11 protein-coding genes, 14 tRNA genes and 2 pseudogenes are annotated in these 14,460 nt (G+C 62.4%); 3 read left to right on the top strand and 24 right to left on the bottom strand.

What is annotated here, in order from left to right; all coding sequences use genetic code 11:
- The 21 genes and pseudogenes from GEV05_27075 to GEV05_26975 all read right to left on the bottom strand — a co-directional run.
- On the bottom strand, positions 1–386 hold a 386-nt coding region (locus tag GEV05_27075; protein MPZ46963.1), incomplete at its 3' end, for an alpha/beta hydrolase.
- 81 nt (positions 387–467) lie between these two features.
- Entirely contained in the window at positions 468–821 is a 354-nt protein-coding gene (locus tag GEV05_27070; protein ID MPZ46962.1) for a hypothetical protein, read from the bottom strand.
- Positions 822–989: 168 nt separating this feature from the next.
- Complete coding sequence (locus GEV05_27065; GenBank protein ID MPZ46961.1) at positions 990–2,357, bottom strand: AAA family ATPase; 1,368 nt, start codon at positions 2,355–2,357, stop codon at positions 990–992.
- Positions 2,358–2,614: 257 nt separating this feature from the next.
- Entirely contained in the window at positions 2,615–3,211 is a 597-nt protein-coding gene (locus GEV05_27060) for a hypothetical protein (GenBank protein ID MPZ46960.1), read from the bottom strand.
- Between the two features lie 910 nt (positions 3,212–4,121).
- Positions 4,122–5,280 (bottom strand): annotated as a pseudogene (locus tag GEV05_27055) (hypothetical protein).
- Between the two features lie 57 nt (positions 5,281–5,337).
- Positions 5,338–5,919: an HNH endonuclease gene (locus GEV05_27050; protein ID MPZ46959.1), complete on the bottom strand. Its 582-nt coding sequence runs from the start codon at positions 5,917–5,919 to the stop codon at positions 5,338–5,340.
- Positions 5,920–6,014: 95 nt separating this feature from the next.
- Positions 6,015–6,087: transfer RNA gene (locus tag GEV05_27045), tRNA-Arg, on the bottom strand.
- Between the two features lie 8 nt (positions 6,088–6,095).
- A tRNA-Lys gene (locus GEV05_27040) sits at positions 6,096–6,170 on the bottom strand.
- A 13-nt stretch (positions 6,171–6,183) separates the two neighbouring features.
- Positions 6,184–6,259, bottom strand: a tRNA-His gene (locus GEV05_27035).
- Between the two features lie 249 nt (positions 6,260–6,508).
- A tRNA-Pro gene (locus GEV05_27030) sits at positions 6,509–6,586 on the bottom strand.
- A 6-nt stretch (positions 6,587–6,592) separates the two neighbouring features.
- A tRNA-Ile gene (locus tag GEV05_27025) sits at positions 6,593–6,668 on the bottom strand.
- 92 nt (positions 6,669–6,760) lie between these two features.
- Positions 6,761–6,836 (bottom strand) — tRNA-Phe (locus GEV05_27020).
- A gap of 10 nt (positions 6,837–6,846) precedes the next feature.
- A tRNA-Cys gene (locus tag GEV05_27015) sits at positions 6,847–6,919 on the bottom strand.
- 6 nt (positions 6,920–6,925) lie between these two features.
- Positions 6,926–7,000, bottom strand: a tRNA-Thr gene (locus GEV05_27010).
- Between the two features lie 9 nt (positions 7,001–7,009).
- Positions 7,010–7,085, bottom strand: a tRNA-Met gene (locus GEV05_27005).
- 43 nt (positions 7,086–7,128) lie between these two features.
- Positions 7,129–7,311: pseudogene (locus tag GEV05_27000) on the bottom strand (hypothetical protein).
- 45 nt (positions 7,312–7,356) lie between these two features.
- Positions 7,357–7,434: transfer RNA gene (locus GEV05_26995), tRNA-Asp, on the bottom strand.
- A gap of 55 nt (positions 7,435–7,489) precedes the next feature.
- Positions 7,490–7,563: transfer RNA gene (locus GEV05_26990), tRNA-Glu, on the bottom strand.
- Positions 7,564–7,569: 6 nt separating this feature from the next.
- Positions 7,570–7,642, bottom strand: a tRNA-Gly gene (locus GEV05_26985).
- A 161-nt stretch (positions 7,643–7,803) separates the two neighbouring features.
- Positions 7,804–7,880, bottom strand: a tRNA-Leu gene (locus tag GEV05_26980).
- A 4-nt stretch (positions 7,881–7,884) separates the two neighbouring features.
- Positions 7,885–7,969: transfer RNA gene (locus tag GEV05_26975), tRNA-Tyr, on the bottom strand.
- 421 nt (positions 7,970–8,390) lie between these two features.
- Between GEV05_26975 and GEV05_26970 the strand changes: the two genes are divergently transcribed.
- Together GEV05_26970 and GEV05_26965 are read left to right on the top strand one after the other, a co-directional pair.
- Positions 8,391–9,005, top strand: coding sequence for a DUF4126 family protein (locus GEV05_26970; GenBank protein ID MPZ46958.1), 615 nt, complete (start codon positions 8,391–8,393; stop codon positions 9,003–9,005).
- A 100-nt stretch (positions 9,006–9,105) separates the two neighbouring features.
- Positions 9,106–10,026 carry an LLM class flavin-dependent oxidoreductase gene (locus GEV05_26965; GenBank protein MPZ46957.1) on the top strand — a complete coding sequence of 307 codons (921 nt, stop codon included), beginning with the start codon at positions 9,106–9,108 and terminating at the stop codon, positions 10,024–10,026.
- Between the two features lie 1,406 nt (positions 10,027–11,432).
- Here the strand turns inward: GEV05_26965 and GEV05_26960 are convergent.
- Together GEV05_26960 and GEV05_26955 are read right to left on the bottom strand one after the other, a co-directional pair.
- Positions 11,433–11,912, bottom strand: coding sequence for a hypothetical protein (locus GEV05_26960; GenBank protein ID MPZ46956.1), 480 nt, complete (start codon positions 11,910–11,912; stop codon positions 11,433–11,435).
- A 1,423-nt stretch (positions 11,913–13,335) separates the two neighbouring features.
- Positions 13,336–13,521, bottom strand: a complete 186-nt coding sequence (locus tag GEV05_26955) for a DUF3606 domain-containing protein (protein MPZ46955.1) — start codon at positions 13,519–13,521, stop codon at positions 13,336–13,338.
- Positions 13,522–13,591: 70 nt separating this feature from the next.
- On the opposite strand from GEV05_26955, the gene GEV05_26950 reads away from it, so the two are divergent.
- On the top strand, positions 13,592–13,846 hold the full coding sequence (locus GEV05_26950; GenBank protein MPZ46954.1) for a hypothetical protein: 255 nt from the start codon (positions 13,592–13,594) through the stop codon (positions 13,844–13,846).
- A gap of 296 nt (positions 13,847–14,142) precedes the next feature.
- On the opposite strand, the gene GEV05_26945 is transcribed toward GEV05_26950, so the two are convergent.
- Positions 14,143–14,391 (bottom strand): hypothetical protein, encoded by a 249-nt coding sequence (locus GEV05_26945; protein ID MPZ46953.1) that lies wholly within the window; start codon positions 14,389–14,391, stop codon positions 14,143–14,145.
- Between the last annotated feature and the right edge of the window lie 69 nt (positions 14,392–14,460).

Genomic DNA, 14,460 nt, shown 5'->3' with positions numbered 1-14,460 from the left:
GCTAGCCGATATCCGACATTGATGCCGAGGAGCCCCTTTCGGGCGAAGTAGCGCGCAACATTGCTGTAGATCTGAGCATTCACGTCGCGCGCGCCGCGGATAAATGCACCACCGTGCACGAACATCACGACCGGCATGCGGCTGCCGCCTTCCGGTTGGTAAATGTCGAGCTTGTGGCGCTCGTGTGGCCCATACGCAATGTTGCGCGTCGCGCGCACACCGCGGTCCGGTTGGCGTTCCAGCAGAGGCGTATAAGTCTGGACCACGAGGTCGCGATGTTTACCGATGTCCGTTCCCCAAATCGGACCGATTCGCTCCATGAGGCGGCGCTGTTCCTCCGGCAAAGTGGCCATCGGAATGTGCTCCGTTGCAATGTCGTTGCTCATCGTCAGCTTTCTGCTCCGCAAATAATTACGTTCGTCAAGTTTCGACCGTAAACGTTCGCCGAACCAACCTCGATGATGCCCTCAGTAGGTTCCTCTGCGCTCTCGTGAGTGCAGCAGTTCTACCCAGTTCGAAGGCAGCCGCAGCGGTTTGGTGGTGGGCTGAGTATGGCTGCCTTCCATGACCATAACGCGGTTGCGGTAAGGATCGCCGCACACGATGATATGCAATAGTTCAGGGCTCGACAGTACGCGTACGCTGCTGCCGGGCTCACCGGCAAACTCAAGAGGTAAGAGCCCGGCCTGGACGCGTTCTTTCGCGTTCGTACGCATAGTCGCAGTGTATTTGAGTACCCAGTCATAATCCTCGAGTCGCATCTTCGCGTGCTCGTAGATATAGCGCTTCACGTCCGCGCAGGAATAACCCTCATCGGCCAAAGACTGTGCTTCTGCATTTCCATTCCTCCATCGGTCATTGGGCGGCCAGTTTCAGCTCGCTAACGAGCCCGCTCCACTTGTCCGGCGATGGTGCACAGTAGACGATGCGCCGGCCCCGGATACGATTCGATGCCATGGGCGAGGAAGGACAGGAATTTATCGCCCTTGCTACTCCAGCACCGCCGCGGTAAAGCCGATCCCGCTGCCGGCTCCGAGCACGCGCGCGCCGATCCCGAGCCCCGCGCCGATCATGTCGTGCAACGCCGCCTCCGCGTCGCGCACTTCTATGACTTCGCCGTCGCGCTCGAGCATCGCCTGGGCAGCGCGGCGCATGAGCTCCTTGATGAAAGCCGGGCTTACGCGGCCGATACGGCGCGCGACGTGTGCCGCGACCTCGCCACGTATTGCAACCCGACCGGCATATCGTTCGACGAGCAACCGCCGCTCGGCCTCTTCCGGCAAGCCGATCTCGATCGCCTGATCGACGCGCCCGGGACGCGCCGCGAGAGCAGGCTCGAGTACTTCCGGCCGGTTGGTCGTCAGCACGAACATCAACCGCGCTTCCCGCGGCAGGCCGTCCATCTCGTTGAGCAGCATGTTGAGGATGCGGCCGGGGCCGGCCCAGGGCCCATCGCGATCGCCGCCAACGAGATCGACATCTTCGAGCACCACGAGCGCCGGCTGCAGCAGTCTCGCGATTGAAAGCGTCTCCTCGAGCAGACCGTAGTGACCGGCCGTTACGATGAGCTTGCTGTAGCCGTCCAGCGCGCTGCACAGCCAGCGCACGACGAGCGTCTTGCCGGTGCCGGGCGGTCCATATAGCAGCACGCCCTTTTTCGGCGAGAGCCCGAGTGCCGCCAGCGCGTCGGCGCGTTCCGCGAATCGGATGGTGTTCCGCTCGATCAACGCCAGCGTATCTGCCCGCAGTATGAGGTCGTCGCGGCGAACTGCCTCGAATCGCTCCACACGCGGCCCCGCCGCCGAAAGTGCGAACTCCTCCTGCGGCGGCTCGATGACAAGTGTCTTGCCGCGCCAGGACTCAGCTGATTCCGCAGCGGCCCGAAGCTCGCACAGCAGTTGCGCCGCGAAGGCCTCGTTCGCGTCCTCCGGAAAAACGGCCACTTCGACGCGCGCGCGGACGTGGCGATAGCCTTCGCTCACATCGATCAACAGCGCGAAACGAATACCGCAGCGGCTCGCAAGCCACAGGCCGCGCCTGACGCAGCGAACAGGCTTCTCCTCGCCGATCTCGATATCGTCGTACAGCACGGGTGCGAGGGCAATACCGGTCGCGCCATCTTGAAGCAGGTCGGCAAAGCAGAAATCGAGGTCGACGCCGCGCATACGGGCGCCAACGAGACGGTGCTCGCCGTCGCCGCCGAACAACGCAGCCAGGGCCTTTTGCAGATCCGGGCGCATCCAGTGCGGAAAGTCGCGGCGCTTCACCACGAGCTCCTCGAGAGACGCGGGCACGAAGTGCGCGGCGAGCAAATCGTTCAGGCCTTGTTTATCGGTCATAGCGGCCATAACGCTCATAACGCTCCGAAGAAGAATCAGGGAGAGGCCAGCAACCCGCAACCCGAAACAGTCGGTGCATCACCGAACGGCAACGAGCAACCCTCCGGACTGCGCAGCAACCATGACAGGATCGCAGTCCGGTCCAGCTTATGAGGCCGTTGCTCCGTCGAAGAGCCAAATCCCGTTCTGTACGGATGGCAAAGCCTCTCCCCGGCCGCAGCAGGCGTCGGATCGCTCCGGCGTCTCCGCGCACGGCAGCGCGGAGCACTTGCGAATCACTGCGCAAGTCCTGCGACCTGCAGCACACCATCGGACACATCGAGCTCGAGTTTGTCGCGGTTCAGATCCGCGACTTCATCGAGCAGCCGCATCGCCCGCGCTTCTTCGCGCGCGAGTTTCTCGCGCAACGATGCGAGCATCGCGGTGTCGGCAATCTGCAGCGCGATCGAGGCGGCCGCACGCCGGCCGAAGAAGCCTTCGGCTTCTACTCCTGCATCGGCCGGCAGCGCACACACGCCGTCGGGCCGCACCATGTCTGCTTTCTGGCCGTCGAGCACTGCCTTGTAGAGCGCTGCGCACCGCTTCGCCGATTCAGCTTCGGCAAGCCGTGCGGAGACGCCGAGCTCCGCATTGCGCACCGCCAATGCAGCGCGAATGTGGGCAACTGCATGGGTGCCGAGCTCGATCAGCGCGACATCCTCCGCAGCGCGCCGCGCGATGTCGGCCGCCTTGTCTTCGATGCCCTGTTTATTCCACGCCGAGATCGTCGTCGCGGTGAACGCTGCTTTCACTTTGGCTTCGCGCTCCTTGAGCGCAGCGCTCATCCGCTCGGCCACTTTGTGCCAGCGCGAAAGTGTCAGGTTGAACTTCATCTTCGCCTCCTTCGCGCGCCTGGGCGCGCGCAGCCAGCCGCCGCGAAAGAATCGCACGCCGGAACGACAGCCGGAGCCGAAAAGCACCAGGATCGACCGGATCCGCCCGCGTAACCGGCGCGGCGAATCCGGTCAGCGGGCAGCTAGGCGCCCGTCATGGACAGTGGACGGAATGCGAGTCCAGGCCACGGCGCGCGCGATCGCGAGCTACATATGTGATGTCGTGTCATGGAAGGCTGCAGTTCCAACGTCCACCGGGTTGACCGGAAAGGGAGGCGAACACTAGCGGACGCACCAACAAAGATCAAGAACTTTCGACGATGCAGCGCAACGGGTGTTGCGCAATTGCGACGCATGGGCGTCGTCGCTCCCGTCCTCGTTCCAGCTCGCTACTTTGAGCGACGGTCCGTCGAATTCATTCTGCGTAACCGTGATGGAGGTGCTACAGAAAATGAAGCTGCTTGCTGCCGCGCGAAGCGACACGAGGCTCCCGCAGCAGCGGCATTCCGCTCACCGGATTGGCGTCCCCACGGCGAGCAGAGCAAATCCCCGGCATTCGACTCGCTAAGCCGCGGAGCGACGCCGGGACGATCCCCGTCCGTGCGTGCGCCAACGGCGAAGAGGCCGGGCGCCGCTTCCGTCTGCCGCTCGCGCAAGTCGCGTGCCGACGCGCCGTATTGCGCGATGTAGAGCCCGGGCAACAACTCATCCAGACGCCCGAGCAGTTGGCCGCAGTTGCGCGCAATCTCGCGCGACCGCGCACGCCCCGGCTCATCACTCTTGCTCCAAGCCAACGTCATGGTTCACCTGCCTCTGCGCCGACGATCTGATTGACGGCCAGCCAGCCTCCCGGCGATGAAGCTTGACCGCAGTCTGCAAACCCAAGGCCGCTTGCAGCCCCTTGGCGATCTCAAGGGCCTCCTGGGCGTGGCGCCGCCACCACTCCTCGCTGCAATCGTCGGGTGGCGTCACGCTGTCGTCGTAGTCGCGCTGCCACGCAGCAATCCGCCGCACAAGTGAGAATGGCACATCGAGCAGGTCGTAGCCCAGCATCCCGCCGTTCTCGTCCCACAGGCCGCCGCTGCCGAAGTCGTTGCCCAGCCGGATTTCCTTCAGGCGGCGAGTGAAAGCGGCGTGCTGCGCCTTGCGGGCGCCACGCGCTCGGGCACGCCACGCTTTTGCAGGCATATGTCCGGATTCGATAGCCGCGTCCCCTCGACGTGGAAGTATCAATGACAGCCGCGTCCTTTCGGCACTCGACACCTTCGGTCGCCTTCACTTGGTCCGCGACGGTGAAGCGGCGTTTTGCTTCGCTGCGCGACATGGCACGGCCCGCACCATGACTGCAACTCTCGAACGCCTCGACATTTCCCTTGCCACGGACAATGTACGACCGTGCACCCATGGAGCCGGGAATAATGCCAAGCTCGCCCTGGCCCGCGCGTACCGTGCCCTTGCGGGTAACCAACACCCTTTCGCCGAAATGCGTTTCCTCCTCCCGAGTGCAGCATGAGCCACACGCAATCGTCCTTGTCGAGACAGACTTCGACGAAGTGATTGCCCGAGCCCAACGTTCCCAAGTGACGATAGTTGTTGGTGTTCTTGGGCCTTGAGTACTTCTGTGTGATGCGCTGGAAGCCGGGCGCCAGTTGCGCCCAGAGCTCGTCCACCTGTGTCGGCGGCGTCGCCCACGAACCTTTGTCGCGTCCTCCACGGCGCGGAGACATGCCATGCGGCACCGTCTTCTCGATCGCCGCGCGCAGTGACCCCAGGGAATCGGGCAGATCGCTCGCCCCCAGGGTCGTCTTGCACGCCATCATGCCGCCCCCGATGTCGACACCCACGGCGGCCGGAATAATCGCTCCCTTGGTGGGAATCACACTGCCAATCGTCGAGCCTTTACCGAGATGCACATCCGGCATCACGGCGACGTGCTTGTAGATGAAGGGCATTTTGGCAATGTTCGCGAGCTGCTTGCGAGCCACGTCCTCCACGGGTACGCCGCAGGTCCACATTTTGACGTGACACCCCTTTTCAACATTCATGACTTCGTAGTGTTCGTTCTGCATGTGCTTCTCCAGTAAGTCGGCGGCTCAGGCCTGCGGTAAGCCGGGGCGACAGTGCCGTCACGCAACGCGGCCATATTCTTCCAACGTGCGCAACCGGCTGGTGCGCGGCACACCGGTCAACAGAAACTTCATCTGATCGGCCAGGATATGGCGGTTACGCAGGATGAAGTGCTCGTGCCGGTTCGGCGTGTAAGGCACGTATACAAGTGGCATTTGCGCCTGCTCCGGGCTCAGATCGGCTTTTCTCATGTTGCACCGGCGGCAAGCGGTCACGACATTCGTCCACGTGTGCTTGCCACCTTTCGAGACCGGGGTCACGTGGTCGCAAGACAATTCGCGCATGCCATAACGAAGACCGCAATACGCGCACACCTGACGATCGCGGGCGAACAGCAATGCGTTGCTCAACACGGGTGTGGAAGCGTGCCAATGCCCTGCCCCACCGCCTCCTCCGCGCAGCGCCAGAATTGACTGCGTTTGAATACGCGACCGACTGCCATCGCGCTGAATACCGCCGCGGTACTCACAGACGTGCTCGCCCGCGGACCACGCGACCATTTGCTTCGCGTGATACGTGATCGCCTCTTCCATGCAGACCCACGCTTGCGGCAGTCCCGCCTGCTCCAGCGTCAGAATCATTGTTTCCACTTGCGTTTACCTCCGACCTATGTCAATGCGCCTGGCACGAACGCGTACGGCGGTCCCTAACAAATCCGGATGTGGTAGGTGCCGGGCGCGCCATGGAGGATTCAAACCCCCGACCACCGCGTTCGAAGCGCGGCGCTCTATCCGCTGAGCTAATGGCGCACGACCATTGGTGGGTCCTGCAGGAATTGAACCTGCGTCGTACGGATTAAAAGTCCGCTGCCTCGCCACTCGGCCAAAGACCCTGCTGAAGAATGGTGGGGTGACTGACGCGGATCGAACGCGTACCCGCTTGGTTCACAGCCAAGCACTCTGCCCATTAAGCTACAGCCACCATTGAGACAATGCTTCCGTTCAACCCATCCTGCGGAGCGGGGTCGCGCGCTCTTCACGGACTGCACTCGAATTGATTTGGCTGTGGGCCTCGAGATCGAACCGAGCTCATTCTTCGTTAACAGCGAAGCGCCGTCACCTTGACGGCCCGCCCACAAGTATTCTTGCCGCACAGGACGCTTCGATCCACGGGCACCTGCCTTGGAGGCAGGCGCTCTGCCGATTGAGCGAAGGCGGCCTCGAGCAGAATTGGTCAGTGTGCTGAGATTCGAACTCAGGACCCCCTGCTCCCAAGGCAGGTGCGCTGGCCAGGCTGCGCTACACACTGTTGATCTGGTCCTTGGAGATGGAGTCGAACCATCGGCCTCGCGATTATCGGTCGCGCGCTTCGCCGGCTGAGCTACCCAAGGAGAAACTGGCGGGGGCGGTGCGAGTCGAACGCACACCTGCGAGCTTCAGAGGCTCGTGCTCTACCCGTTCAAGCTACGCCCCTACTTGAGATTGGTGCCGCCGGCAAGGTATTGAGCCTGCCTCTCGGGTTTTTCAAACCCGCGCAAATCCATCTCAGCTACAGCGGCTGGACATTGAAGATGCGACTCGGATTCGAACCGAGATAAAAAGCGCTTTGCGGACGCTCGCCTCGCCATTCGGCCATCGCATCAGATTGTGGAGCCGCATTCGGGACTTGAACCCGCTTCGCCGGCTTACAAAACCGGAGCATCACCGTCAATGCTTGTGCGGCAAAGTCGTGTGGTGGTTCGGCCAGGTTTCGATCCTGGGACCTGCGGGTTATGAGCCCGCCGCTCTCCCTGCTGAGCTACCGAACCGAGCGATGCGGCTACCCACCGCTGCCTGCGTCGCTCGCGCAACTTCAATGCGCTGGATCTCTTTGCGGATATAGCGCATGAACAGCAACGCCTTGTCCTGCGCAAGAAACTCCGCGCCGACCGCATCAGCAATCGGTACGGGAAACTCGAACCCACATTCCGTGCGGTAGAAGAGCTCACCATCACGACAGCGTGCAAAGACCACGACTTGGTTGTTCGATACCATCTCCTTCAAGCTACGCATGGCTGTCCCTCCTTTCTTCAATGCAAGTGGCGAGGCGTGCGGGAGTTGAACCCGCGATCTTCTGATCGACAATCAGATGCTTTCGGCCAGCTAAGCTAACGCCCCAGAATAGAATCCGCAGCAGCGCCATGCGGCGGACAACCCATCCGCCACCGCATGTTGGTGACTGCACGGGAATCGAACCCGTCTGTCGAGGTTGAAAGCCTCGTGACCTCACCAGAAGTCGAGCAGTTCGTGTAGAGCAGACAGCGAGTTTCGAGCTTGCGACCCCGACGCTGGCTGCTTCGCGCTCTTCCAGCTGAGCTATGCCTGCACAAATACTTCCGCCGCCCCAGCCCGGCGAGGGACAAAGCAGCCGCGTGTGAGGACACGACCGCCGCCCCGCCGGGCGACGACAGACTGTTACCACATCCCGTTTGTTAAAGATCGCTCCACGTTCCCGGACGCAGTGCCGGCGCGGTTACTGCAACAGCCTGGTGCCCCACCCGAGAGGCGAACTCGGAGAATCCGGTTTCTAAGACCGGCGCGTATGCCTATTCCGCCAGCGGGGCGCGGTGGATGGTGATGGATTCGAACCACCGTTGCTCACTACGAGACCTGCTCTACAGGCAGGCGCCTTCGGCCACTCGGCCAACCATCCAACGAACAAAGTACAAACAAAAAGCCCGGAGAGCGTAGCGCTGTCCGGGCCTGGCGGTGAAACTGCGCGGACTACCTGTCTAACCGCTACCCTCCGGACTCAGCACCGCATCCGCGCGCCTCGCAATAGCATCCCGTCGGCTCCTGGTGCGGATTTCCGATGACGGATGCGTGCGTGCCTCGCAGTATCGGTGCAATGTGGTGCTCGTTGTCATACGCGTCGGTCGTCGATCAAGGGGGCGCAGTGTGCACGTGATCTCAATGCCCAGTCAATGTATATCGTCGATGTTCCTGCGCTCTCCACTCGCCGCCGGGAATATTGCCCGCGCCGGCAAGGGCTGCAGCTCAGCTTGCGCCTCGATGGTTAGCGGCGCATCCTCTTCCTGCAAGTGGTGCGCAGAGGGGCAGTGGTGATTGAACCGTTGGGCATCGTCGAAATCATGGGGCTTGCGGGCAGCATCAGCCTGCTCTCCGGCTGGCGCCTTTACCTCTGCATCCTCGCGACCGGATTAGCCATGCATTCCGGCTTACTGCCTCTGCCAGCGCATCTCGAGTCATTGCGCGTTCTCGCGCATCCTTGGGTAATGGGCGTCGCAGGCCTGGCCGCAGCTTGCGAATTCTTTGCCGACAAGGTTGCCTGGCTCGACTCGATCTGGGACGGCGTCCACACCATCCTGCGGCCTCTGGGCGGTGCTCTGCTGGCATTGGCAATCATCGATCCGTCGGACCCGGCGACTCAGGCGATCGCCTTCATTCTCGGCGGTGGCGCCTCGCTCCTGGCGCACGGCGGAAAAGCCGGAACGCGCGCTGTAATCAATGCCAGCCCGGAGCCCTTCAGCAATGTCGCCGTATCGACCACGGAAGATGTGCTCACTGGCGGGCTGCTCTACCTTGTCTACCAGTACCCGATGGCCGCCGTTATGATCGCGGCGGTTCTGCTAGTGCTGGTTATCGGCCTGCTGTTGGTGGCGCGGCGGGTCTTGAAGCGTCTGTTCGGGCGGCGTGCGCGATCGCTGCCTCCTGCTGCGGGCCATTAGGCGATCAGCGAGCATTCTCGCCGGTAATACGGCGGCAACTGCGAAGGGGCGGTTCGTAGACCGCTAAACCGCAGGAACAACGAGAGGAGGGTCGGACCTCATGGCCTTGAAGGATAGGATTCCCGTCGGCATGTCGCTACCGCATCGCTCGCCAGATCCGATCGACATGGCATCAGTGCGTCGCGTCGCCGAGCGTGCCGAGGCACTCGGTTTCAGTGACCTGTGGGTGACCGAAAACACGCTGGACCACGTCTTCAGCTTCGACCCCGGCGTGATCCTCGCCTACGCCGCGGCCGTAACCACGCGGATTCGGCTCGGCGTCTCGGTATCGGTGCTGCCGGTGCACAACCCGAGCCACGTAGCCCACCAGTTTGCGACCCTGGACTACGTGAGCGGAGGGCGGGCGATCCTCGGCCTCGGCCTGGGGCGAGAGCACCACTATGCGGAGTTTCAGGTGCCGATGGAGCATCGGGTGCGCCGCTTACGTGAAGGCGTCGAGATACTCAAGGCGCTGTGGACGCAATCTAAGGTCGATTACCGAGGCAGTATCTATCGACTGCAGGGGGCGGGCATGGTGCTCAAGCCGGTGCAGAAGCCGCACCCGCCCATCTGGTTCGGCGGCGACCATCCCGATGCAGTCCGCCGGGCAGCTGCGCTCGGTGACGGATGGATGGGTTCGGGCGGCTCCAGCATCTCCGGATTCAAAACGAATGTTCCCATTCTTTGCGCCGAGCTCGAGAAGCTCGGCCGTGACCCGGCCAAGTTTCCGATCTCCAAGCGGGTCTTCCTATCGGTGGACGAGCGCCGCGAAATTGCCCATGCCGAGCTCAGCCGCTTCTTCGCCACGGCCTACCGTAATCCCGCCCGAGCGGACGCCTCTGGACTCCACGGCACCCCTGAGCAGGTGCGTGAAGGACTGGCAGCGCTGGTTGCTGCTGGTGCGAACCACCTCCTGCTCAATCCCGTGGGACGTTATACCGAGCAGGTCGAAGCGCTTGCCGACGTCGTCGGTCTACCGTAGCGAACGCACGGCCAGTGGCAAGCGCGTGATCCGAACTGCCGATGGTGTCGCGTTGCCTCACGTAATCTTGTTGGCGCCGTCGAAGTCGAAACCCCGGAAGCCGAGCCCGCTGTGCGGCCGAAGCCGCGGCGGGCGCTACACGGCCGGCGCAGTGCGTGCCGGACTCGACAACATCCTCGGCTGCGAAGCAACGTTCCGGGCGGCGACGACGGGATGCACCCGCACCGCGTCGCGCGGGCGCTCAACGCTCTAACGCCCGGGGTTGATTGGCGCGGATGCACGATTGCCCACATGCGCGAATCGGTCGCCCGCGGCGAGCACGGGCTCGGCCGGATCTCGGGCGCCGAGCTACGCGCCGCGCTGGATCTCATGCGCAAGTAGGCCGATGCAACACCGATGCAGCACCGATGCAGCACGGGGCGCCGAGTGGCGCCCCGTTCGCTTTTTTGGGCGCGTGGCGCGTGGGCCGGATCTGTCGCGGCAACCGATCGGCAGCCGGACAACGCGCCCCGGCCGTGTGTTGCATTTGTGTTGCAAACACGCGGTCAAATATGGCTTTTCGTGGACACCTGCGGGTTATCTTTCGAGCACCCGGTTTCGCCTAAGCACTTGATTTTTCTTGGCGTCCCCACGGGGAGCCGAAGCTATTCCGATCGTAAATTCAACGACTACCAAATTGACTTGAGCGTTTTCGAACGACCCGTAATGTCGAATTGCATGAGGCTACGTCATTATGACGCGTTCGAGCGCGAGCTACGGCGCACGCACTGGTTCATCCGTACGACAAGCAGGCAATGCGCGTACAAGCGTGGGCGGTTATCTGCTGTGCGCGGCGACTGCGGTGCTGGCGCTCGGCGTGGGATGGTGGGCGCTAGGCCTGCTCGCGTGACCGGACTCACATCCCGCATGAGTTCTACTATCATGCATCCGCCGGCTTAGCATTTGGAATCGGTTGTCGTTCCGACCGTGCTCTACACATTTCGCAAATAAGCGCAACAAGAACCACTGATCCCCAGATGAGCCAAGCGGTCAGGAGATCCCACCGGTGGCCCACGAAGGCGCCCGCCCAAGCCACGACACCGGTTGCGGCGACTATGGCTGCAAGACATCCTGCACTAATCATAGGAGAACCCGTGTCAGTCCAGCATGGAGGCCCATGCGTAGAACGCTCATTCTCGCACTAAGCGAGGGATGGGCGGCGCTATATCCCTAACACCATCACCAGCACGGCAACTGCGCAGAGGCAGCTACCACCCAGGACATGCTAAGCGCGGGCCGCTGGTCGCTCGCGGTCGGTCAGATTCGATCGGAATCCACGGTCAGAAACGATCGGAAAGAGCGGTCAGATTGGTCCGGAATACGCATGTGGCGTGGAGTACCCGCAAATCGGGGTACCGGGATTCTCTCTAGCCCGGGTAGATCGACCGTATCTGCAGCACATCGTCATCAGTCTGGCCAACGGGTTTCGCCAGCAGGCAGTCGTCGAAGCCTAGCTCCGCCGCCTGGTTTAGCCGGTCGGATGCTTCCTGCGGTCCGCACATCAGTTCGAATGGACCGTCCGCGGTCAACGCGCGCCGAGGCGCCGACAGATCGAAACGCACGTTCGCTAGCACTGCCCGTTTACCGCCGCCGTCCCGAAAGCGCTTGATGCCATCGGCTAGACCATTGACCCCGCGCGTGTAGTGCGCCGACGCGAGCCAGCCGTCGTACTCGCGCGCCGCACGCAGCACCCAGGGGCCGCTCCCCCAAGCGCCGATCAGCATGCGTGGTCCACCGCCTGGCTTGGTCCACGGTACGAGGTTGGCGCTGCCGACCTGCTCGCCGTTGCTCAGCCGCCGGATGATTGGTAGATATTCCGTCAGGAGCTTGAAGCGGGCCTCTTCCAATGCGCCTTCAAGAACGCCGACCGGCGGGTGTGCTTACAGCGCTCTGGCGCCGGCTGGATTCCGTTCGCTTTCAGCAAATTGGCAACGGTGCTCCGAGCCACCGTATGCTGCAGGTTCGAGAGCGCGCCCTGAATCCGGGTATATCCCCATCTCGAGTTCTCGAGGGCCATGCTTCTCGAGGGCCATGCGCACGATCAGGTCCGAGATCTCTCGCATGACTCCTGGTCGACCCGGGCGCCGACGCATATTGAAGTCCCACTTCTGCGCTACGACGCTACGAGCCTTCGATGCCATCGCATCAAGGTATCGGGGGAGACGATCGTGTCGAGCTCCAGCAGAGCCTTTCGCCCTACTGCCTTAGCCTTCCGGGCAAGCACCGCACGTTCCGAATCGGTGAACCGGATACGGCTACCTCCCAGACGCTCCTTGAGAAGTCGATTCTCGGTTTCGAGAAACTCGATGACGGCCAGTTGCTTCCGATGGATCCATCCCGACACCATCTAAATCAGGAGGCGTCGAGCGCGTAAACATTCTTCATGCCAAACGTTGCCGCTCCATTACAATGCCTTTCGCTGTTCCTCTGCGAAGGAGCTTCCTTCCGCTCCGTTCACAAGCAGTCTCCGCGCTGCGGCGATGAAGTCGTCCACCACCCTGTGTCGCATTTGGTCACCGACCATCGTCGCCCTCGCTTGGATCGGCGAGCTCTCGAGTGGCTCTGCAACGACCCAGGCCGCAGAGAATGAACTATGGACTTCCATGTGCTCGCGAAGAATGTTGATGACGAGCTGGCGAAATTCCTCGTCAGTAAGACTCATGTGCTTTCGCACCTCTTGGAGGACGCGCACCTTAACCATTGCGGAGATGGAATCCTGCGCCATAATCATTAGCGAAAAACAGCGAGCGCCAAAAGCCTATTCTCACTGTAACTTTGATTCGATACGGTTGACGGCCAAATGGTACGGCGCACAAGCCTGCTCATTCGCATCGATGCCGATGGCAATCCGCGCATGGGCTGGGTGGATTATCTCATCTGCGCGGCGACGGCCGCGCTGCTGCTCGGCGCGGGGTGGTGGACAGTAGCGTTGCTCGGTTCCTGAGCGTACTTTCTATGTGGCGACAGGCAGTGCGGGCATACAAGCAACAGGCCGCAGCCGACTACGCGCAGCCGCGGCACAAGGCATCGGTAGCACGTCCGGCACTCGAGTAAGCCCGACTGATGGGCCGGGGATAAGATCATGGCTTATTTTCGGGCGGCTTTTCTGGGGTAGGTGTGAAGTCCGAATCGATCGCTTCGGGCTTAGCAGGTTCGTCGTTCGGCGCCGGGACCGGGTCCGGCGTGTCTGGCGGCACAAATGGCTCCGCCGGTTCGACGTTTCCGCCTGCCGGCGGCGGATCGTCTTTCCTGCGCCGAGGGTGGATCACGTCACCAAGCCGGCCCATTCCGGAGATATGTCCGCACCTTGTCTGCGCTCGAGCCCACGCGCTGCACTGCTTCGCGTAGCTGTTCTTCCGTCACGCGGAATTCCTGCGACCAATACCGTACTTCGTAGTCCTGCGACGTGTTGACGCGGCTGCGGTCCTGCGGGCCGCGGATTTTTGGATCGTCCATGGTGTTCCCGTCCGTTTTCAATTGACTGATGGGAAGGTGCACGGCACATGCCCGGGCCCGGGAACCGCGCGTGCTTCACTACCGCGCCATGCCAACCGCTCGTTTCAAATCCCGCAACACATTCACGGCGCCGCCGAAGCCGACACTCAAAGCGAAACCACGCGCGCCAGCGCGACGGAAGAAACTCGGCATTGACCTCGCCACCATCGCGGGCGCGGGGCAGGTGGCGCGCGCGGTCGAAGGCGCGGTGTCGCTGATGGAAAGCAAGACGGCGAACCCGGCGGCGCTGGTGTTCGGGCCGGCGAAGGATGATAGCGGCGTCTGATTTTGCCAATGAGGCCCCTATTCCCTCGATCGGCCGAGAAGGTGCGTGCTAAGTTGACGGCTGGTAGAGGGACTTCGAGGGCGGGCACCAATGAGCTTCACGGTGTACAAAGGCGATGCAGCGGTGTGGGTCGCCGCATCCATGGAGCAGGCAATGACTTTGGCCGGGCCCTATGTGCGGGCCGATGGCCTTGTGCGGATAGAGGATCAGGCGCCGGAGGGTCCTCCGCGCATATGGACATACGACTGCCGATCGGCCGCTTGGATAGAGGTGGCCGAATAACGGGAGGGCTCGGCTTACGGCACCGCATTCATTGCGCGGCGCAGCGCATCGGCGGCGCTCGATCGTTGCCGGTAGATCGTGGCAATGACGAGCCCGCGCGTACCGCACATGATGTCGGTCGCGTTGTCGAATTGGCCAGACGTATCGGTGCCACCGACCGCGTGCAGCACCGCTGACGGACCTGCAAACGTTGCAATAAATGTGAGCGTGATCCATGCAGGCGCGGCCTGCACGCCGGGTGCCCGGCTTACGGCAACTCGCAATGCCATTCCTGCACGACGCTGTACCGCGGGAGAGTAGGCCGGCGGAATTGCACCGCCGGCCTCTCGCAG

The sequence above is a fragment of the Betaproteobacteria bacterium genome, from assembly GCA_009377585.1.
Lineage (GTDB): Bacteria > Pseudomonadota > Gammaproteobacteria > Burkholderiales > WYBJ01 > WYBJ01.
The sequence above is the reverse complement of the archived record's forward strand: the minus strand, read 5'-3'. Positions and strand labels throughout refer to the sequence as shown.